Genomic DNA, 17,759 nt, shown 5'->3' on the forward strand with positions numbered 1-17,759 from the left:
ATGCCGCGCTTGCCCTCGATGCTCTCCAGCATCGCCGTCTCCTCGCCGCAGACGTAGGCACCGGCGGCCTTGCGCGTCTCCAGGTGGAAGCGCCGGCCGCTGCCCAGCACGTCGTCGCCCAGGAACCCGGCCGCCGTGGCGCGTGCGATGGCCTCGTCCATCGTCGCCAGCGCATGCGGGTACTCCGAGCGGATGTAGATGTAGCCCTGGCTCGCGCCCACGGCCAGCGCGGCGATCGCCATGCCCTCGATGAGCATGTACGGGTCGCCTTCCATCGTCATGCGGTCGGAGAAGGTGCCCGAGTCGCCCTCGTCGGCATTGCACACCACGTACTTCTGAGCTGCTTGCGCCTGCAGCACCGTGCGCCACTTGATGCCCGCCGGGAAGGCCGCGCCGCCGCGGCCGCGCAGGCCCGAGTCCAGCACCGCCTGCACGACGGCCGCGGCGTCCAGGTCCAGCGCCCGGCGCAGGCCGGCCCAGCCGCCGTGCGCGGCGTAGTCCTCCAGCGACACGGGGTCGGTCACGCCCATGCGCGCGAAGGTCAGGCGCTCCTGGCGCGCGAGGTACGGAATGCGTTCCGTGAGCCCGTGGCACAGCGCATGGGCGCCGCCTTCGGGCAGCCCGGCATCGAGCAGCGCGGGCACGTCCTCCTCGCCGACCGGGCCGTAGGCCACGCGGCCGGCGGGTGTTTCCACCTCCACCAGCGGCTCCAGCCAGAACAGGCCGCGCGAGCCGTTGCGCACAATCTCGACGGCCTGCCCGCGGCGCGCGCATTCGGACAACAGCGCGGCGGCCACCTCGTCGGCGCCGGCGGCCAGCGCGGCCGAGTCGCGCGGCACGTAGAGCTTCACCGGCTTCATCGCGCGATCTCCAGGGCTTGCGCCAGGCGCTGCAGCTTGGCGGGCGTGACGCGTGCGTGCAGCTTCTCGCCGATCTGCACCGCCGGCGAGGACGCGCACAGCCCCAGGCAGTACACCGGCTCCAGCGTGACGGCGCCGTCGCTACGCGTCGAATGCGACTTGCAGCCCAGCAGCGCTTCGGCCTGCGCCAGCAGCTCGTCGGCGCCGCAGGCCTGGCAGGCCTCGGCGCGGCAGACCTGCACCACGTGGCGCCCGGCCGGCTCGCTGCGGAAGTGGTGGTAGTAGCTGACGACGCCATGCACCTCGGCGCGCGAGAGGTTCAGCGCGGCGGCGATGCGCGGCACGGTATCGGCCGGGATGCAGCCCAGCGCGTCCTGCACCGCGTGCAGCAGCGGCAGCAGCGCGCCGGGCCGGTGCCGGTGCGCCTCGATCAGCGCGTCGATGCGCGCCGCATCGGTCTTATCGGGAGATGGAGTCGTGTTCATGAGCCCGCCATGGCCTGTCAGCGCCTGCCTCTCTCGGCAGGCCGCGGTGCGTCGCTCCCTGGTTGAAAGCGCATCCGTACCGCTGTTGGGAGCGCATGGTCCCGGCTCTTCGTTACGCTCGCAATATGAGGCGAGACGCCCTATGCATCGGAGCTTCGCCTCCTAAGCACGGACCCTTATGAAAGACATTGCAATACGTCCCGCGTGGACGATCCAGGATGCCGACGGTGTGGCGCTGTCCATGCGGCTGATCGAACTGCTGGTGCAGGTGCATGCCCAGGGCAGCCTGCTCATGGCCGCCAAGCGGCTGGGCTTGTCCTACCGGCATGCGTGGGACCTGGTGCGGCAAGGCGAGGCGCAGTTCGGCGCCCCGCTGCTGCACATGGAGCGCGGCAAGGGCTCCACGCTCACGGAGCTGGGCGAGAAGATCGTCTGGGCCGACCACCGCATCCACGCCCGGCTCAAGCCCTCGCTGGACACGCTGGCCTCGGAGCTGGCGGCCGAGCTGGGCCGTGCGCTGCGCGAGTCCACGCCACTGCTGCGCCTGCATGCCAGCCATGGCTTCGCGGTGGAGCGGCTGGTGGAGCGGCTGCGCGTGGACGGGCTGCGCACCGAGCTGACCTACGGCAACTGCTCGACGGCCGCGGCGGCGGTGCACGACGGCGAGTGCGACCTCGCGGGCTTCCACCTGCCCATCGGGCCGATGCAGGACGTGGTGCTGGCGCACTACGCGCAGTGGCTGGGCGGCGAGGACCTGGCCGTGATCGACATCGCCACGCGGCGCCAGGGCCTGATGGTGCGCGCCGGCAATCCCAAGGAAGTCTTCTCGCTGGCGGACCTGCAGCGCGAGGACGTGCGCTTCATCAACCGCCAGGCGGGCTCGGGCACGCGGCTGCTGCTGGAGGCGCTGCTCAAGGCGGGCGGCTTCCCCACGGCGGCCATCGCCGGCTTCGAGCATGGCGAGTACACGCACGCCGCGGTGGCGGCCTACGTGGCCAGCGGCATGGCCGACGTGGGCTTTGGCGTGGAAACGCCGGCGCGCCAGTTCAAGCTGGACTTCGTGCCGCTGGCCAGCGAGCGCTACTTCCTGCTGTGCCGCAGCCCGCTGGTGGACACGCCGGCGGTGCAGCAGGTGCTCGCCGCGCTGCGCGACCCGGCTTTCAGGCAACTGCTGGACGCGCTGCCGGGCTACGACGCGGCCATCGCCGGACAGGTGCTGAAGCTGGAGGAGGCGTTTGCGGCGTTGAACGGGCCGGGCTTTGGTGAGGGGACGCTGGCATCAGGGATTCGGCAAGCGAATCGCGGCGCCTGAGCGCCGGCAAAGCGCGGCCTTGGCCTATCCCCAGTGCACCGCCATGTCCGCCACGACCTTCCCGTCCGCGGCACGCCGCACTTGCGTCCAGCTCCAGTGCCCGCGCCCGCGCCCGGCCGGCCGGTGTGCCAGCAGCCGCAGCTCCAGCGTCTCGCCGACGTTGAGGTTGCCGTGGAAGACGATCTGCCGCTCCCGCACGGAGGCGCGCCCGTCCGCCAGTCCCCATGCCCCGTGCGCGCGGTCCGCCAGCGCCTGGAAGCTGGCGAAGTACAGCAGCCCGGCACCGTTGAAATCGCCATACGGGCACGGCCGCACCGCCTGCACCGCCAGCGCCTCAGCCTCGGGCCCGACGCCAAAGCGCTCGCTCCACGTCCCGCCGCGCACCGCGCGCGCGGCCTCGGCACAGGCCGCGGCCTCCTCTGAGAAGGCCGCGTCGGCAGCGCCGCCGGCCTCGGCCATGGGCACCCGCACCACGGAATGGTTGTCGCCCGCGCGCTCGCGCACCACGAACACCGACAGCAGCTCCAGCCGCGCCAGGCTGCCCTCGGGCCCCATCAGTGCCAACCGGCTGTAGTGCTGCGAGCGGCCCACCGGCGTGCCGCGCAGCTGGAATTGCAGCCGCTGGTCCTCCCGCGCCAGCGGCAGCCGCGCGTCGCGCAGGTGTACTTGCGTGAAGGCGGCATAGACGCGGCGCCCGGCGGCGTCGCGCAGGTCGCCGGGCCGGCTGCCCAGGCGGGCCGCCAGGTGGCGCCAGTGCCGGTCGCCGGCTTCCTTGAGCAGCCAGTTCTCCGACAGGCCCAGGCTGTTCATCTGCGGCATGCCGACCACGACCTCCGCCGGCGCCAACGCGCACGCGGCGGCCGCGGCCGGCCACTGGAGAGCGATCGCGCTGCCCGTCATGGCGGCCCCCGCCTCAGGCCGCCACCGCCTGCGCGGCCTCGGTGTTCACGCCCTCCCGCGCGTCGCCCAGCCGCTGCCGGATCACGTCCACCAGGTGCCGTGCGTCGTCCGCCACGCCCAGGAAGCGCCCTGAACCCCAGGTGTTCAGCCACGGCAGCCCCAGGAAATACAGCCCCGGCACGGGCGACACGCCGCGCGTGAAGCGCGGGTGGCCCCGGCCGTCGAAGGCGGGCAGGTCGATCCAGCGGTAGTCGGCGCGGAAGCCGATGGCCCAGACGATGCTCGTGATGCCCGCGGCCTGCAGGTCCAGCTGCTCCGGATCGCCCTGCGGCACCCACGCCTTGTGGAACGGCGCTTCCTCGGGTGCCTCGATGCCCGCGCGCGCGATGTAGGCGTCGATGTCGCGCCGGATGCTGCAGTACACCTCGTCGGCCTCGTCGAGGTTGCGCGTGAGGTCGGCCTTGAAGCCCACCACGCCGCCGCGGATGTCGGCGAGCGTGCCGTAGAGCTTCACGCCTTCGAGCGCGAAGCGGCGCAGGTCGATCTCGTGCCCGCCGTCGCGGCCCGTCATGTAGTGGTTCGTCTTGTGGCGCGCCTCGTCGCCCAGCGGATGCCGGTCCACGGTCAGCTCGTAGAAGCCCATCTCGTGCAGCCACTCGGTGGCCTCGCGCCCGCGGTACACGCGCGGCGAGCGCGGCGCCGAACCGACCGCCAGGTGCACCTTGCGCCCGGCCAGGTGCAGGTCTTCCATGATCTGCACGCCCGACTGTCCCGAGCCCACCACCAGCACCTCCCCCGGCGGCAGCTGTGCCGGGTTGCGGTAGGCCACCGAGTGCACCTGCGTGATGCTGTCCGGCAGCCCGTGGGCGCAGGGCGGCACGATGGGGATGTCATAGCCGCCGGTGGCCACCACCACGTGGTCCGCCAGGCAGCGGCCGATGGAGGTGTCCACCTCGAAGGCGCCCGACACGTGGCGGCTCACGCGCGTCACGGCCACGCCCTCGATCAGCGGCGGCTGCACCCGGGCGGCGAAGGCCTCCAGGTAGGCCACGATCTGGTCGCGCAGCATGAAGCCCTGGGGCTCCGGGCCGGCGTAGGGGAAGTCGGGCAGCCGGCACTGCCAGTTGGGCGTCACCAGGCAGAAGCTGTCCCAACGCTCGCTGCGCCAGGAATGCCCGACGCGGCGCTTCTCCAGCACGACGTGCGCGATGCCTTGCTGCTTGAGGTAGTGGCTGGTGGACAGGCCGGCCTGCCCGCCGCCGACCACGACGACGGGGTAGTGCGGGGCCAGCTCGGCCGGGGCGGGGGAAGGGGTGGTGCTCATGGTTGCGGTCTCGGTTGCGGACTCGGAAACGGGAAAACGGGAGAGGGAGGAGCGTCAGTGCGCCGGGCCGAAGGCGAGGACCGCGACGCGGGCGTCCTCGTGGCTGGTCCAGCGCCGCACCTGGTCTTCGAGCAAGGCCAGCTGGTCGCCGGCGCGCGAGCACACGAAGCCGAACTTCGCCTGCACGCGCTCGTTGGCGATGGCTGTGGCCTCGCGCAGGCGCTGGATGAAGTCGTCCAGGGGGTAGGCCTGGCCGACCTGGAAGTAGTCCTGGATCACCAGCGAGGGCGAGTAGCAGGTGCTTTCGCTGGCGTCGGGCCAGCGCAGCGTGTAGTGCATGGCGGGCATGCGCGTCCTTTCAGGAGGTGGAGAGAGCGGGGAGGAGGTCGGCGGGCGCTGCAGCTCCGGCCAGCACCTCGCGGTACCAGGCCTCGTGCAGCGCGGCGCTGCGGGCCCAGGCGTGGTCCAGGCACACCGGCGGCGGCGTGGCGGGACGCGGCAGGGCCGCCGCCTGGCGCAGGCCCTGGGCGATGGAGAGCTCGTCTTCCGGGTCGCACCAGGCCACGGCCGGGCAGCCGGCCAGGTGCTCGGTGAAAGGCGGGCGGCGCGACACCAGCACCGGCGTGCCGCAGGCCAGCGCCTCCAGCGCCACCAGTCCGAAGCCCTCGACCAGCGATGGCATGGCGAGCACCTGCGCGCGGCGCATGAGCGCGGGCAGGGTTGCATCCGGCAGCGGGCCTGTGCGCCACACCGCCGCGCCGGGGCCCTCGTCCAGGCCCAGCTCGCGCAGGGCGGTGCTCCAGCCGCGCAGCGCTGGGCCGTGGTCCAGCAGGCTGGCGCCGCCGGCCATCACGAGCCGGGCCTCGGCCCAGTCCGGGTGCGACGACCGCAGCCGCGCGAAGGCGCGCAGCAGGCGTGGGCTGTTCTTGCGCTGCTCGATGCCGCCCACGGCCAGGCACAGCGGCGCGCCGTCGCCGGGCAGCCCCAGCGCCTGGAGCGCGCGGGCGTCCTCCGGCGTGGCCTGCGGATGGAAGCGCTGCAGGTTCACGCCGTTGAACACGCGCCGGGCGACCGCGCCGTGCTCGCGCCGCAGTCGCTCGCACCAGGTGTCGCTCACGCAGGCGACGGCGTGCGCGGCGCGCCACGCGCGCGCCTGCCAGGCGGCGAGCTGCGGCTGCGTGAAATCGTCCAGGTGGTGCACGGTGCGCACCCAGGGCGGCAGGCCGGCGTCGCGCGACGCCAGCGTGGCCAGCGCGTTGCCGCTGAGGCTGTCCTGCGCGTGCAGCAGGTCGAAGCGGCCGGCCGCCAGCAGCGCGGGCAGGCCCGACTCCAGGCCGGCGATGCGCTGCGCCACCTGCGCCACCAGGTCGCCCGAGACGGGTTGCAGCGGCACTAGCGCCACCGGGCAGGCGACGCGGCGAAAGAGCTGCTGGCCAGGCTCGGCCGGCGCGATGACGGTGACGGCGTGGCCGCGCGCGGCCAGCGCCTCGGCCAGCTCCAGCGTGTGCACCACGCCGCCGCGCGGCAGCACCGAGTGCGTCAGCAGGGCGATGCGCAGCACAGCGCTCATGCCGCCCTCCGCCCGGTCATGAAGCCCTCGCCGGCCAGGTTCCACAGCTCGGCCTCGCGCGGCGCGCTGCCTGCAGGATCGGCCAGGGACAGCAGCACGCGCCGGCTTGCGGTGACCTCACCGACGTCCTCGCAGGCGATGCCGCGCTCGGTAAAACGCCGGGCCACCGCGGCGGCGTGTTCCGGCCGCACGCTCAGCAGGTAGCCGAAGCTGGGAAAGGCGCTCAGCCAGCGCAGCCGCGCCCCCTCAGCCGCTTCGCCGCCGGCGCGCCAGGGCGGCACCTCGGCCGGGCGCGGCAGCCGGTCCAGTGCGATGCGCGCCCCGACGCCGGAGCACTCCAGCAGCATCAGCGCGGTGCCGAGCGCGCCGGCCATGCTGATGTCCTTGCCGGCGTCGCACAGGCCGTCCTCGGCCAGGGCGGGCAGCAGGGCCAGGTCCTCGCGCAGGCGGATAGGCGGGGCTTCGGTGGAGGCGTTCCAGAAGGGATACGCGCCGTGCCAGTGGCCGCGCAGGTCCACCGCCATCAGCAGCCGGTCGCCGGGGCGGGCGGCGAAGCTGGAGATCAGCCGGCGCGCGTGGCCCAGCACGGCGACCGCCAGCTGCGCGCCGGTGCTGCGCAGGTTGGTGTGGCCGCCCACCAGCGGCACGGCGTAGCGCTCGCAGGCGGCGCGCATGCCGGCGATGACGTCGGCGGCCTGCGCTTCGTCGCTGCTCCACAGCGCATCCACGACAGCCACGGGGCGCCCGCCCATGGCCGCCACGTCGCTGAGGTTGACCATCACGGCGCTGTAGCCGGCGAACCAGGGCGAGGCCTGGACGAAGTCCTGCACCAGGCCCTCGATGGCCAGCAGCTGGTAGCCGCCGGCGCCGTCGGGCAGCACGGCGCAGTCGTCGCCGTTGGGCACGGTGGTGGGTGCGCCGGGGGTGGGCTGCTCCAGCCGGCGCAGTACGGCAGCGATGTCGCCCTTGTGCTGGAAGCCGCGGCTGGCGCGCAGGGCGGCGACCAGGGCCTGGAGCTCAGCCATGCCGCGCTCCCCGGATGGCGCCCTGCGCCAGCACGAAGCCCGCGTAGGGCGTGGCGCAGGGCGGGTAGTGCGCGAGGTCCGCGCGCATGAGCGCGTGGGCGCAGCCGTGCAGCGTCAGCTCCTCCCGCACCTGCCAGCGCAGCCGGCGGAACAGGGGGACGTTCTGGGCCTGCACGTGGGCCAGGAACTCGCTGCAGCCGCAGGCGTGCGCGCTGCTGACCGCCAGGCGGATGAGCGTGCTGCCCAAGGCCCCGTGCCGGCGCCAGTCGTGCCGCACCGCCAGGCGCGAGCCCCACCAGCGGCCCGGCGCTTCCTCGTGGATGCGCACCGTGCCGACCACCTCGTCGGGCTGCCCGCCCCAGCACGAGAGCGCCACCAGCAGCCGCGCGCTGCGCTCGTGCAGGTCGATGGCGTCCAGGTCGTCGCCGCTGAACAGGCGCTGCTCCTCGCAGAACACCTGGCGCCGCAGCGCCAGCGCCTGGGCCTGCATCCAGGGCCCGCTGGCCCACTGGACGCGGAACTCCTGCGGCTCGAAGGCGGTGGGCAGTTCGCACCAGGGCGGCAGCGCCGCGGCGGCGGGAGCGGGGAACGTGGCGAGGCTCATGCACGTGCTCCCGGTTCAGGCCGCCAGCGGCGCCTCGTAGCGCGACAGCGTGGAGCAGGCGGCGCAGCGCCCGCAGCCGGCCTTGATGTCGCCGGCGCTCAGGCCCGCCTCCGCCACCAGGCGGCCCAGCGGCTCCAGCACGCTGCGCATAAACTCGGCCGGTGGCGCGGGGTAGTCCTCCAGCGGCGTGCCGCTGATGGGCACGAACGGCACCACGAAGGGATAGACGCCCAGCTTCAGCAACCGCTCGCTGGTGGCCAGCAGCGTCTCGGCCGAGTCGCCCAGGCCGGCGAGCAGGTACGTGGACACCTGCCCGCGCCCGAACACCGCCACGGCCGCCTCGAAGGCGTCCCAGTAGCGCTGCAGCGGCACCTCGGCCTTGCCGGGCATCAGGCGCTGGCGCAGGGCTTCGCCGACGACCTCCAGGTGCATGCCCAGCGTGTCCACGCCCGCGTCCTTCAGGCGCTGGAACCAGGCGTCGGTGTCGGGCGGCTCGCACTGGGCCTGCAGCGGCAGCTCCACCGCGGCCTTCACCGCCTGCGCGCTCTCGCACAGCACGCGCGCGCCGCGGTCCGGCGTGGGCGGCGTGCCGGTGGTCATCACCATGTGCTTCACGCCGTCCAGCTCCACGGCCGCCTGGGCGACCTCGGCCAGCTGCTGCGGCGTCTTGCGGGCGATGGTGCGTCCCGCCGCCAGCGACTGGCCGATGGCGCAGAAGCGGCAGGCCTTGCGCCGGCTCTCGTAGCGGATGCAGGTCTGCAGCACCGTGGTGGCGAGCACGTCGGCGCCGTGCAGCGTGGCGATGTGGCTGTACGGAATGCCGTCGGCCGTGCTGCGGGCGTAGAAGCGCGGCAACGTGGGGAAGGCGATGCTGGCGATCGGGATGTGGCCGCGGCGCAGGGTGCTGCGTCCGTCGGGCCCGGGCGCGTCGGCGACGAAGGGAGACGAGAACGCGGTGGCGGTGTGCACCGGCACCATGAGCGTCACGCCGTCCACCGTGACGGCCTTGTGGTCCGAAGGCCCGGCGCCGCCGCGGCGGCTGGGCGCGCCGCTGCCCGGATCGAGCAGCCGCAGGCCCTGCGACTGCAGTTCCGTCATCAGGCGGCGCGTGGCGGCAGGGTCCTGGGGGGCGGCGGGCGTGACAAGGGCGAGCTCGGTCATGGCGAGTCCTTGGGTGTCGGTGGGGAGTCAGGCCACCCGCCGCAGCGCGTCGGCCGGGGCGAGGGGCAGGGCGGAAGGCGATTCATCCGGCGCCGTTGCGCCCACAACCTGGGGCGTCGGCGGATGCAGCGGCTGCGTGGTGGCGGCCGGCTCGCGGTGGATGGCCAGGCTCAGCAGCTCGGGGCGGGCGTAGTGGCCCACCGAGTCCATCATCCGCTTGCGCTTGGCGATGAGCGCCAGGTCCAGGTCGGCGATCACCAGCCCCTCGCCCTCGGTCAGCGGTTCGGCCAGGTACTTGCCTTCGGGCGAGACGATGGCGCTGTGGCAGCCGCCGCGCAGCGCGCCCTGCAGCTTCTCGTCCGGCGTGATGGCGCGCACCTGGTCGTCGCGCAGCCAGCCCGTGGCGTTGACCACGAAACAGCCCGACTCCAGCGCGTGGTGCCGGATCGTCACACCCATCTGGTCCGCAAAGATCGGGCCGACGAGGGAGCCCGGGAACTGCGCGCAGTGGATCTCCTCGTGCTCGGCCATGAGCGCGTAGCGCGCCAGCGGGTTGTAGTGCTCCCAGCAGGCCAGCGCGCCCACGCGGCCCACGCGCGTGTCCACGGCCTTGAGCCCGCTGCCGTCGCCCTGGCCCCAGACCATGCGCTCGTGGTAGGTGGGCGTGAGCTTGCGGCGCTTGAGCAGCAGCGCGCCGTCGGCGTCGAAGACCAGCTGCGTGTTGTAGAGGCTGCCGTGGTCGCGCTCGTTCACGCCCAGCACCACCACCATGCCGGCCTCGCGCGCGGCGGCCGAGACGGCATCCGCCATCGGCCCCGGCACGGTGGGCGCGCGCTCCATCAGTTGCAGGTGCGCCGGGCCCTGCAGCACGGGCGGCCACACGAAGGAGAAGTAGGGGTAGTAGGGGACGAAGGTCTCGGGGAAGACGATCAGCTCCACCCCCTGGCGCGCGGCGTCGCGGAGGGTCTCCAGCACGCGCGCGGTGGTTCCGTCGGCGCTGTCCAGGTCGGGGGCGATCTGGGCCGCGGCGGCCCGCACCGACTTGCGCTTCGTGTCAGCCATGCCGGTGCTCCGCTTACAGGGTCCAGGTGTCGAGGATGAAGGCGCCGGCCTTGCGATGCAGCAGCACCAGGTCCAGCACGTCCAGCGGGTTGATGGGGCGGATGCCCTCGATCAGCGCACCCTCGCCGTGGCCGTACAGCGCCTGCAGCGCGAAGCGGCAGGCGTAGACCTTGCCGCCCTCGGCGATGAACTTCGTGATCTGGTTGTTGAAGTTCTGGTGGCCGGGGAAGGCCTCGTCGCCCAGCTTCGGGAAGCCGCGCTTGACCCCCAGCGTCACGCCCGGGCCGTAGAGGAGGACGGATGTCTCGAAGCCCTTGCGCTGCAGCCGCGTGGCTTGCAGGAGGTTCACCAGGCCGATGGAGCCCTCGAAGGCCACGGTGTGGAAGGTCACCAGCGCCTTCTCGCCGGGCTCGGCCTTCACGTCCTCGAACACCTTCTCTTCGTAATCGACCAGGAAATCGCCCTTCTGGGCGGCGGGATGGGTGACCTTGGGCATGGTGTTCCTCGTTGGGTTGTGAACCGGGTGGCGGGCCGGACATCGGCCTCTTCCCGTCGTGCCCGGCGCGGGCCGGACGCTGGAACCCATTGCGACGCGCATGCCACGGCCGGCGGCGCGCATGCAACCAAGGTGCAATCAACACGGGGAAACGGCGCCGGCGCGGTCCGACCGGCGCACCGGGCCCGCCGCGGGCGCGCGCACCAGGAGCGGACGCGCGCCGATGCAATCAATGCATCCGATCAAGGGCGCGCATGCACCGCGATTGACCAGCCTCAAGGCGGGCCGGCGCTGCGATCAGGCGCTGCAACCGGCATGCTTCCTGCGGATATGAAGTCCCGCCCATCCGGCCCGCGCGGCCCTGTCGTCATGCCGTTCACCCATTGGCTTGCGCGCCTGCGGGGCAGCACGCTGCCCGCCTACCAACTCATTCCGGAGCTGATTGCCGAGGACCTGCAGCAGGGCCGGCTGGCGCCGCGCGAGCGGCTGCCGCCGCTGCGCGACCTGGCGCTGAAGCTGGAGCTCAACTACACGACCGTGGTGCGCGGCTTCGCCGAGGCGCGCCAGCGCGGGCTGGTCGCCTCGCGGCCTGGGCTGGGCTCCTACGTGCGCGGCTCCTTCATCGGGCTGCCGCTGCGCGCGGGCACCGGCGCCGAGATGACGATGAACCTGCCGCCGGAGATCGAGGAGCACCCGGCGTTGCGGGCGCTGCAGGACAGCGCCGCCGCCGCCATCGCCGCCACGCCGCTGCACGACCTGATGCGCTACCAGGACTTCGGCGGCACGGCGCGCGACCGCTCGCTGGCCGCGGCGTGGCTGCGCCAGTGGGTGCCCGAGGCCGCGGCCGAGCGCGTGCTGGTGGCGCCGGGCATCCATGCGGTGCTGCTGGCGCTGGTGTCGCTGCTGGTGAAGAAGGGGCAGAGCCTGTGCGTGGAGCCGCTGGTCTATCCGGGGCTGAAGGCCATCGCGGCGCACCTCAACGTGCAGCTGCACCCGCTGGAGATGGACGAGCAGGGCCTGCGCCCCGAGTCCTTCGAGGCCGCCTGCCGCAGCGCGCCGGTGGGGGCGCTGTACCTGTGCCCGAACCTGCACAACCCCACCACCGCGACGCTGCCCATCCGCCGCCGCGAGCGGCTGGCCGACATCGCGCTGCGCTACAGCGTGCCGGTGATCGAGGACGACGCCTACGGCATGCTGCCCGCGGCCACGCCGCCGCCGCTGGCCGAGCTGGCGCCGGAACTCACGTACTACATCAGCGGCTTCTCGAAGTGGCTGGGAGCCGGGCTGCGCACGGCGCAGGTGCTCGCGCCCACGGTGGCGACGGCGCAGCGCCTGGCCGGCGCGCTGCGCGCCACCACGGTGATGGCCTCGCCCTTCATCAACGCGGTGGTGGCCGACTGGCTGGAGCAGGGGCATGGCGCGGAGGTGCTGCTGGCGATCCGCGCCGAGTGCGCGTGGCGCAGTGCGCTGATGCGCGAGCGGCTGGGCGCGCTGGGCGTGTGCACGCAGCCCAACGGCTTTCACGCCTGGCTGCCGCTGGCACCGGCCGAGGACGGCCGCTGCGTCGCGGCGGGGCTGGCGGCCTCGCTGCAGTCGCTGGGCGTGGCGGCGGTGGCGGCCAGCGCCTTCTCCACCGACCGCCAGCCACCCGAGGGACTGCGGCTGTGCCTGGGCGGCGCGCTCACGCGCGACGACTGCGGGCGGGCGCTGCAGGCGGTGGCGGAGGCGGTTCAAGCCGATGCCTGAATATTCCCGCTGCCGTCGCGAGCCTGCCGGGCGACAACCGGCTCAACCGCCGGATGGACATCAACGACCGGCGCGGGATGGCGCTTTGCGCGATGGCCGCCGCGGTTATGAAAGTCGCGCGGATCGGGAATATCAAGGCGCTTGCGTCAGGAAATAATTGGATTGTTACCAGGGCGCTCGGTGGATTAATCGTCCTCGATTCCGCCCTGCCAGCTAATGCAGGTGGCCGAGGAGGCGCCGCACGACTCCGTGCGCGAAATGTTGTTGGGCAGACGTTGCATGTGGTTGTCCGCCTCGCCAATGGCCGGCCCATGATTTCCTTGCCCGTACGCGCAAGGCCAATGGGTACGGTTCATTTTTACCAGCCAAGCCACCGGAGAATGCCATGAATGCTCGACACGCCGTGTTGGCCGCAATGGTCATGGTTGCAGCCAATTCCGGCATTTCTTTCGCACAAAAACCTGAGTCACCGGAGCCGCAGGTCTTCGACGTGCCGGCAGGCCTGGGTTGCGAGTTTGAACTGCGGATCGCCCAGACGGGAGGCAACCTGATTCTCAAGGAGTTTTACGACCGGGATGGAAACAAGCTCAGGATTTTGCAGGCCGGCAAGGGATTCGACCTGGTTTTAACGAACCTGGATACGGGCAAGCGGCTCACGCTGCCCACGCCCGGGTCCGTCATGTCCACCAGATTGAACGCGGATGGCACCCAGACCGTGAGCTCGACCGGGCACAACCTGGTCGTGCTGTTTCCGACCGACGTGCCTGCCGGGCCCTCGACAGTGCTGTATATCGGCAGGCTCGTATATCTCGTCAATACCTCGGGCGCATTCATCGTCCAAAGCTTCAACGGGAGGACCAGGGATATTTGTGCCGAATTGAGGGGGTGATGCAAAAGGCCAATTCAACAGGCCGACGGCTGCCACTTTTCCATGCGGCGCGGCGCCTTCACGCCAACTCCATGCGATGGGGAGTTCGCCGCCATGGGCGCGCCAGGCCCCGGCGCCGCGCTCCCGCGCGGCCCGGGGCGCCGGTCAGGTCAGCGCAGCAGTCCCTGCACCTGGCAGCTGACCGTGTTGGCCTTGTAGGGGTAGCTCAGGTCGGAGTCGACGCTGCGCGTCTGGCGGCCGACGTTGCAGCCCAGCGAGACGTTGTGGGTGACGGCCCAGTTCACGCCGACGCTGGCCAGGCGGGTCTTGTCGCTGCCGGTGCGGGTCTGCGGCGTTCCCACGGCGCTGAGCACGGGGTTGACCAGCTTGCGGTCGCTGTAGCGGTAGTTCGCGTTGAGGCTGACCTTGGCGGTGGCGTTCCAGGTGCCTTCCAGGAGCAGCGAGTTCGTGACGCGCGAGCCCGCGGCTGTCAGGTCGGTGCCGGTGGCCGGGAGCAGGCGGTCCGTGTCGTCCGCGTCGCGCACCAGCGAGGTGGTGAACATCAGCTTGCCCGTGGGCTGCCAGCGCCAGCGCAGCAGGCCGTTGAAGCCGTTGAAATCGGGCCGCGAGCCCGCGTCGTAGCTTCGCTTCTCGTAGCCGAGGCGGCCGTTGAGGCTGCTGGCGCCGCTGATCGTCCAGTCGCCCAGCAGGTCGATGCCGTGGCTCTTGTACTCGTCGGAGCCGATCACGCCGCCTGGCAGGAAGGAGTTCGGGTACTTGCCCCGGGCCTCGGCCAGCGCCACGCCCAGCATCAGCCGGTCGCTGGGACGCCAGCGCAAGCCGGCGCGCAGGCCATGGCGGGTGTTGTCGCGGAACTGGAAGGCCGTGGCCGAGTAGTCGGTGTTGCGGTAGGTGTAGGCGGCGAAGGGCTGCAGCGTGTTGGCCATCGTGCCGCGCTGCGCGCTGAGCTCGAAGGTGCGCTCCTTGAGGATGTTGCGCTGGCGCTGCACGGTGGGGTCCGTGACGAAGGGCGAGCCGTAGCTGGCCAGCGACTTCTCGGCGCCGAACTTCAGGTTGCCCGACATCTGCCCGACCGTTTCCCAGTCCACGCCGGCATTGACGCCGTAGCCGTTGTTGTCCAGCTCGGACAGGTGCTGGAAGTCCTGCCTGCGCAGCGCCACGTCGGCGAACAGGCGCTGGCGGCCGATGGGCTGGTCCAGGCCGGCCAGGAGGCTGGCCGTGGTGTAGGAATCGCTCACCGGCCCCAGCGCCTCGGGCAGGCGGTAGACGTTGGAGTCATGCGCCCGGGCCAGCGAGGCGCCGAGGTACCAGGGCGAGGAGAACTCCGAGTTCGGGCCGGTGCCATTGGGTTGCGCCTGGGCCGCTGAAGCGACCGACAACAGCGCAAAACCGGCCATGCGCAAATACGGCCCTTGCGAGGTGCGAGGCATCACGAATCTCCCTCTGTGGATGCTTGCGGCACGAACCTTCGATGGAGTGAGGTTCAGATGCCGCGTGACTTGAGTGGTCCGTGCCAACGACGGTAAGGCCGATCGTAGAACACCCGCGCGGGCCAACCGGCGCGGGTGTCGCTTTCGCGCCGCGACGCGGCCGGCCCGGGAGGCCTCGCGGGCGCCCTTCGCGGCGCGCCACTCATGAGCGGAAACGGCGGCACGGCAGGGAGCGGCCGTGGCGCGGTGCGGGCCAGGTAACGATTCGTCGTCAAGCGCAACGATCGCTTTGCAACGGCCCGGTTCGACGGGCGCCTGGGCCCGGCGCGGGGCCCGCTTATCGGCGCAGGCCGGTGCCGGGCAGGGGCGGCGCGTTCCAGTCGCGCCGCTGCTCCGGCAGGGCGCGTGCCGTAGCGCCCGGCCAGACGACGGGTTGCTTGAGCGGGCGGGGCGGAACCTGAGGCTCCGGCGCTTTCTTCCAGCGCCCGTAGTCCGCATCCAGCGGCCGGTAGAAGTGGGTGGGCAACTGGCTGAGTTCCGCGGATGCCGCGATGGCTTCAACCTGGGACTGGGGAGATACGAGCTGCGCGAAAGGGTTCACAGGCTTGCTCTCGTAGATGCAACTTCCTGAATGTATCTACCGCAAGCAAAGTTTCCGCGAACACACCCCGATTCGAAGGGTCGGCGGCGCCGCCCAGAGGCCGCCGGGCCACGGCGCGAGACCCGTGCCGTGGACGGCGGGAGTAGCGTTCAGCCCTGGGCGGCGGCCTCGCTCGCCGGTGCCGTCAAGCGGGTTGCCAGCGCGCGCAACAGTGCGCCGGCGTCGCCGTGCCAGGCGCTGCCGTGCATGCAGGCCAGCGTGTGCGGCATCTGGTCCGCCAGCCGCTGCAGCGTCGTGGCGGTCTGGGGCGCATGGGCGAAGTAGTCCATGGCCTGCCGGAAGGCTTCGCTGGGGCCGAGGATGTCGCTCTCGCACAGCGGCAGGTCGCCCGTGCCGGGCTGGGTGAAGAGGTCGCCGCAGAAGAAGGTGCGGGTGGTGGTGTCGAGCATCAGGCCGCATTCCCAGCCGTGGGGCGTGTGCGGGGTGTCGAACCAGCGCACGGCGTGCCGGCCCAGCGACAGCGTCTCGCCATCGGCCAGCGCGTGTGCCGGCCGGTCCGCCAGGTCGTTCACGGACACGAGGGCCGCCACCTGGCCGCACAGCGGCGTGGCCTGGGGTGCCGCCGCAAGGAACTCGTTCATGGCCCCGCACTCGTCGGCTTCGACGTGCGACAGGCCGATCCAGCGCAGCCGCTGCAGCGGCAGCACGCGGGCGATGGCTTCGCTGACCAGCGGGAACATCTTGCGCGGCCCGGTGTGGAACAGCAGCGCGTCGTCGTCCACCAGCAGGTACTGGTTGAAGCTGAAGGCTTGCCCGCCGGGCAGCTGGACCGGCGTGTGGATGCGGTAGATGTCCGGCGCGATCTCGTCGATGCGGGTGCCTTGCTGGGAATCGGTGACCATGGGGCCTCCTGTGAGTGACTGCAGGAAGTGGCGCGAGGCGGGCGGACGTTACACCCTCTTTTGAGGGGGCCGTGCGCTCGCTATGCTGGCCTTCATGGACGCACGGGAGCACGAAGACGGCGTCGAGGCGCTGCTGGCGCGGCAGATTGCCGCGTCGCCGCCGGGCGCGGCGGCGCAGGCGGAGGGCGAACTCTACCGCCGGCTGGCGCCGCGGGTGCGCCGCTACGGGCTGCGCCACCTGCGTGACGACCACGCCGCGGCGGACCTGATGCAGCACGTGATGGCGCTGACCATCGAGCAGTTGCGCGGGGGTGCGGTGCGCGAGCCCGAGCGCGTGGTGTCCTTCGTGCTCGGCGCGTGCCGCATGACGGTGCTGGAGCTGCGCCGCGGCACGCACCGGCGCGAGCAGCTGCTGCAGCGCCACGGCGCGGAGCTGGAGATCGCCGACATCGCCGAGGCGCCGCGCCTGGACCAGGAACGCCTGGCCGACTGCCTGCAGCGGCTGGCCGAGCGCGAGCGCGCCGTGCTGCTGCTGAGCTTCTACGAGGAGCGGCCCGCGCAGGAGGTGGGGGCGCAGCTGGGTCTGAGCGCGGGCAACGTGCGCGTGATCCGCCATCGCGGCATCGGCCGGCTGCGCGCCTGCGTCGAAGCCGGCAGGAGCGCGGCATGACGGCTTCGAATCCGGCCGGCGCCCACCCGGGCCTGGAGCGGCTGCTCGACTACTGGTTCGGCGACACGGACGACGCGGCCACGGACGCCATCGACGCGCACCTGCTGCGCTGCGACGCCTGCGGTGAGGCACTCGACGGCGTCGTGGCCCTGGTGCGCGGCGTGCGCGGGCTGTTCGCCGGCGGGCAGGTCGGCGCCGTGGTGGGGGCCGGCTTCGTCGACCGGCTCGTCGAGAAGGGGCTGCGGGTGCGCCGCTACGAGGTGCCGTGCAACGGCAGCGTCGCGTGCAGCGTCGCGCCGGAGGACGAGGTGCTGGTGGGCACGCTGCGGGCACCGCTGGCGGGCGTGCCGCAGCTGGACCTGGCGGCGGACTTCAGCTTCGGCGGCGACACCCTCTGGCTGCGCGACGTGCCTTTCGATCCCGGCAGCGGCGTCGTGGTGTGGGTGTCGCCGGTGGCCGCCGTGCGCCGGCTGCCGACGCACCGCATGCGCGTGCGGCTGCTGGCCGTGCAGGGCGAGGACGCGCGGGAGATCGGCCATTACACCTTCCATCACAGCGCCGCCGGGGACGCGGCGGGCGCCTGAGGCCCGGCTGCACGCCGGTCGCTATCCAGTGGGCCCGCCTGGGTCTTGGCGAGGGCGACTTACACTTCCGCCCCCGGGTTTCCACGCCCGGTGTCGTTCACATCCGAGGCGCCGACAGGCGCCTCGTCAATTTCCACA

The 17,759-nt window shown here is 72.2% G+C and carries 19 protein-coding genes; 5 read left to right on the forward strand and 14 right to left on the reverse strand.

The genetic code is table 11. The features are described from left to right. Together H537_RS53920 and H537_RS47565 are read right to left on the reverse strand one after the other, a co-directional pair. The coding region (locus tag H537_RS53920; protein ID WP_502527951.1) for a formate dehydrogenase beta subunit at positions 1-860 on the reverse strand (860 nt) is incomplete at its 3' end. After that, complete coding sequence (locus H537_RS47565) at positions 857-1,345, reverse strand: formate dehydrogenase subunit gamma (protein WP_043461609.1); 489 nt, start codon at positions 1,343-1,345, stop codon at positions 857-859. The genes H537_RS53920 and H537_RS47565, both read right to left, overlap by 4 nt. A 178-nt stretch (positions 1,346-1,523) precedes the next feature. Between H537_RS47565 and H537_RS47570 the strand changes: the two genes are divergently transcribed. After that, entirely contained in the window at positions 1,524-2,657 is a 1,134-nt protein-coding gene (locus tag H537_RS47570; RefSeq protein ID WP_051244393.1) for a substrate-binding domain-containing protein, read from the forward strand. Positions 2,658-2,681: 24 nt separating this feature from the next. Here H537_RS47570 and H537_RS0135860 read toward each other — a convergent pair whose 3' ends face one another. From H537_RS0135860 to H537_RS0135900, 9 genes are all read right to left on the reverse strand, one after another. Then, positions 2,682-3,557 carry a Pnap_2097 family protein gene (locus H537_RS0135860; RefSeq protein ID WP_051244396.1) on the reverse strand — a complete coding sequence of 292 codons (876 nt, stop codon included), beginning with the start codon at positions 3,555-3,557 and terminating at the stop codon, positions 2,682-2,684. Positions 3,558-3,570: 13 nt separating this feature from the next. Next, a complete protein-coding gene (locus H537_RS47575) occupies positions 3,571-4,881 on the reverse strand; it encodes an MSMEG_0569 family flavin-dependent oxidoreductase (protein WP_051244399.1) in 1,311 nt (436 codons plus the stop codon). A 54-nt stretch (positions 4,882-4,935) separates the two neighbouring features. Continuing rightward, a complete protein-coding gene (locus H537_RS0135870; protein WP_029001719.1) occupies positions 4,936-5,229 on the reverse strand; it encodes an MSMEG_0570 family nitrogen starvation response protein in 294 nt (97 codons plus the stop codon). A 10-nt stretch (positions 5,230-5,239) separates the two neighbouring features. Further along, the gene (locus tag H537_RS0135875; protein WP_029001720.1) at positions 5,240-6,451 is read right to left on the reverse strand and encodes an MSMEG_0565 family glycosyltransferase; all 1,212 of its coding nucleotides are present in this window, start codon (positions 6,449-6,451) and stop codon (positions 5,240-5,242) included. Then, complete coding sequence (locus H537_RS0135880; protein WP_029001721.1) at positions 6,448-7,476, reverse strand: sll0787 family AIR synthase-like protein; 1,029 nt, start codon at positions 7,474-7,476, stop codon at positions 6,448-6,450. The genes H537_RS0135875 and H537_RS0135880 overlap by 4 nt, the downstream gene beginning before the upstream one ends. Further along, the gene (locus H537_RS0135885) at positions 7,469-8,080 is read right to left on the reverse strand and encodes an MSMEG_0567/Sll0786 family nitrogen starvation N-acetyltransferase (RefSeq protein ID WP_051244403.1); all 612 of its coding nucleotides are present in this window, start codon (positions 8,078-8,080) and stop codon (positions 7,469-7,471) included. The genes H537_RS0135880 and H537_RS0135885 overlap by 8 nt, the downstream gene beginning before the upstream one ends. A gap of 15 nt (positions 8,081-8,095) precedes the next feature. After that, positions 8,096-9,178, reverse strand: coding sequence for an MSMEG_0568 family radical SAM protein (locus H537_RS0135890; RefSeq protein WP_029001723.1), 1,083 nt, complete (start codon positions 9,176-9,178; stop codon positions 8,096-8,098). A gap of 90 nt (positions 9,179-9,268) precedes the next feature. Then, entirely contained in the window at positions 9,269-10,303 is a 1,035-nt protein-coding gene (locus H537_RS0135895) for a Nit6803 family nitrilase (RefSeq protein WP_029001724.1), read from the reverse strand. A 13-nt stretch (positions 10,304-10,316) separates the two neighbouring features. Next, positions 10,317-10,799 carry an MSMEG_0572/Sll0783 family nitrogen starvation response protein gene (locus tag H537_RS0135900; protein WP_029001725.1) on the reverse strand — a complete coding sequence of 161 codons (483 nt, stop codon included), beginning with the start codon at positions 10,797-10,799 and terminating at the stop codon, positions 10,317-10,319. A 369-nt stretch (positions 10,800-11,168) separates the two neighbouring features. Here H537_RS0135900 and H537_RS0135905 point away from each other — a divergent pair, with 369 nt between their 5' ends. Together H537_RS0135905 and H537_RS0135915 are read left to right on the forward strand one after the other, a co-directional pair. Next, entirely contained in the window at positions 11,169-12,545 is a 1,377-nt protein-coding gene (locus tag H537_RS0135905; RefSeq protein WP_029001726.1) for an aminotransferase-like domain-containing protein, read from the forward strand. 385 nt (positions 12,546-12,930) lie between these two features. After that, positions 12,931-13,434 (forward strand): hypothetical protein, encoded by a 504-nt coding sequence (locus H537_RS0135915; RefSeq protein ID WP_156902164.1) that lies wholly within the window; start codon positions 12,931-12,933, stop codon positions 13,432-13,434. 149 nt (positions 13,435-13,583) lie between these two features. On the opposite strand, the gene H537_RS0135920 is transcribed toward H537_RS0135915, so the two are convergent. The 3 genes from H537_RS0135920 to H537_RS0135930 all read right to left on the reverse strand — a co-directional run bounded on the left by H537_RS0135920 (position 13,584) and on the right by H537_RS0135930 (position 16,367). Further along, a complete protein-coding gene (locus tag H537_RS0135920) occupies positions 13,584-14,864 on the reverse strand; it encodes a porin family protein (protein WP_169517162.1) in 1,281 nt (426 codons plus the stop codon). A gap of 337 nt (positions 14,865-15,201) precedes the next feature. Beyond that, on the reverse strand, positions 15,202-15,465 hold the full coding sequence (locus H537_RS54760) for a hypothetical protein (protein ID WP_169517163.1): 264 nt from the start codon (positions 15,463-15,465) through the stop codon (positions 15,202-15,204). Positions 15,466-15,614: 149 nt separating this feature from the next. Further along, the gene (locus H537_RS0135930; protein WP_029001729.1) at positions 15,615-16,367 is read right to left on the reverse strand and encodes an MBL fold metallo-hydrolase; all 753 of its coding nucleotides are present in this window, start codon (positions 16,365-16,367) and stop codon (positions 15,615-15,617) included. A 94-nt stretch (positions 16,368-16,461) separates the two neighbouring features. Between H537_RS0135930 and H537_RS47585 the strand changes: the two genes are divergently transcribed. Both H537_RS47585 and H537_RS0135940 read left to right on the forward strand, forming a co-directional pair. Beyond that, complete coding sequence (locus tag H537_RS47585) at positions 16,462-17,037, forward strand: RNA polymerase sigma factor (RefSeq protein ID WP_169517164.1); 576 nt, start codon at positions 16,462-16,464, stop codon at positions 17,035-17,037. Next, positions 17,034-17,621 (forward strand): hypothetical protein, encoded by a 588-nt coding sequence (locus H537_RS0135940; protein ID WP_029001730.1) that lies wholly within the window; start codon positions 17,034-17,036, stop codon positions 17,619-17,621. The genes H537_RS47585 and H537_RS0135940 overlap by 4 nt, the downstream gene beginning before the upstream one ends. The last annotated feature ends 138 nt before the right edge of the window (positions 17,622-17,759 follow it).

It is taken from the genome of Azohydromonas australica DSM 1124 (assembly GCF_000430725.1).
Classification (GTDB): Bacteria; Pseudomonadota; Gammaproteobacteria; order Burkholderiales; family Burkholderiaceae_C; genus Azohydromonas; species Azohydromonas australica.

Coding starts and splice junctions, on each gene's coding strand:
- H537_RS0135870 (WP_029001719.1), bottom strand. CDS start 5,229: ATGCCCGCCATGCACTACACGCTGCGCTGGCCCGACGCCAGCGAAAGC.
- H537_RS0135915 (WP_156902164.1), top strand. CDS start 12,931: ATGAATGCTCGACACGCCGTGTTGGCCGCAATGGTCATGGTTGCAGCC.
- H537_RS0135930 (WP_029001729.1), bottom strand. CDS start 16,367: ATGGTCACCGATTCCCAGCAAGGCACCCGCATCGACGAGATCGCGCCG.
- H537_RS0135875 (WP_029001720.1), bottom strand. CDS start 6,451: ATGAGCGCTGTGCTGCGCATCGCCCTGCTGACGCACTCGGTGCTGCCG.
- H537_RS0135885 (WP_051244403.1), bottom strand. CDS start 8,080: ATGAGCCTCGCCACGTTCCCCGCTCCCGCCGCCGCGGCGCTGCCGCCC.
- H537_RS0135880 (WP_029001721.1), bottom strand. CDS start 7,476: ATGGCTGAGCTCCAGGCCCTGGTCGCCGCCCTGCGCGCCAGCCGCGGC.
- H537_RS0135860 (WP_051244396.1), bottom strand. CDS start 3,557: ATGACGGGCAGCGCGATCGCTCTCCAGTGGCCGGCCGCGGCCGCCGCG.
- H537_RS47570 (WP_051244393.1), top strand. CDS start 1,524: ATGAAAGACATTGCAATACGTCCCGCGTGGACGATCCAGGATGCCGAC.
- H537_RS0135900 (WP_029001725.1), bottom strand. CDS start 10,799: ATGCCCAAGGTCACCCATCCCGCCGCCCAGAAGGGCGATTTCCTGGTC.
- H537_RS47585 (WP_169517164.1), top strand. CDS start 16,462: ATGGACGCACGGGAGCACGAAGACGGCGTCGAGGCGCTGCTGGCGCGG.
- H537_RS0135890 (WP_029001723.1), bottom strand. CDS start 9,178: ATGACGGAACTGCAGTCGCAGGGCCTGCGGCTGCTCGATCCGGGCAGC.
- H537_RS47565 (WP_043461609.1), bottom strand. CDS start 1,345: ATGAACACGACTCCATCTCCCGATAAGACCGATGCGGCGCGCATCGAC.
- H537_RS0135895 (WP_029001724.1), bottom strand. CDS start 10,303: ATGGCTGACACGAAGCGCAAGTCGGTGCGGGCCGCCGCGGCCCAGATC.
- H537_RS47575 (WP_051244399.1), bottom strand. CDS start 4,881: ATGAGCACCACCCCTTCCCCCGCCCCGGCCGAGCTGGCCCCGCACTAC.
- H537_RS0135920 (WP_169517162.1), bottom strand. CDS start 14,864: ATGCCTCGCACCTCGCAAGGGCCGTATTTGCGCATGGCCGGTTTTGCG.
- H537_RS0135940 (WP_029001730.1), top strand. CDS start 17,034: ATGACGGCTTCGAATCCGGCCGGCGCCCACCCGGGCCTGGAGCGGCTG.
- H537_RS0135905 (WP_029001726.1), top strand. CDS start 11,169: ATGCCGTTCACCCATTGGCTTGCGCGCCTGCGGGGCAGCACGCTGCCC.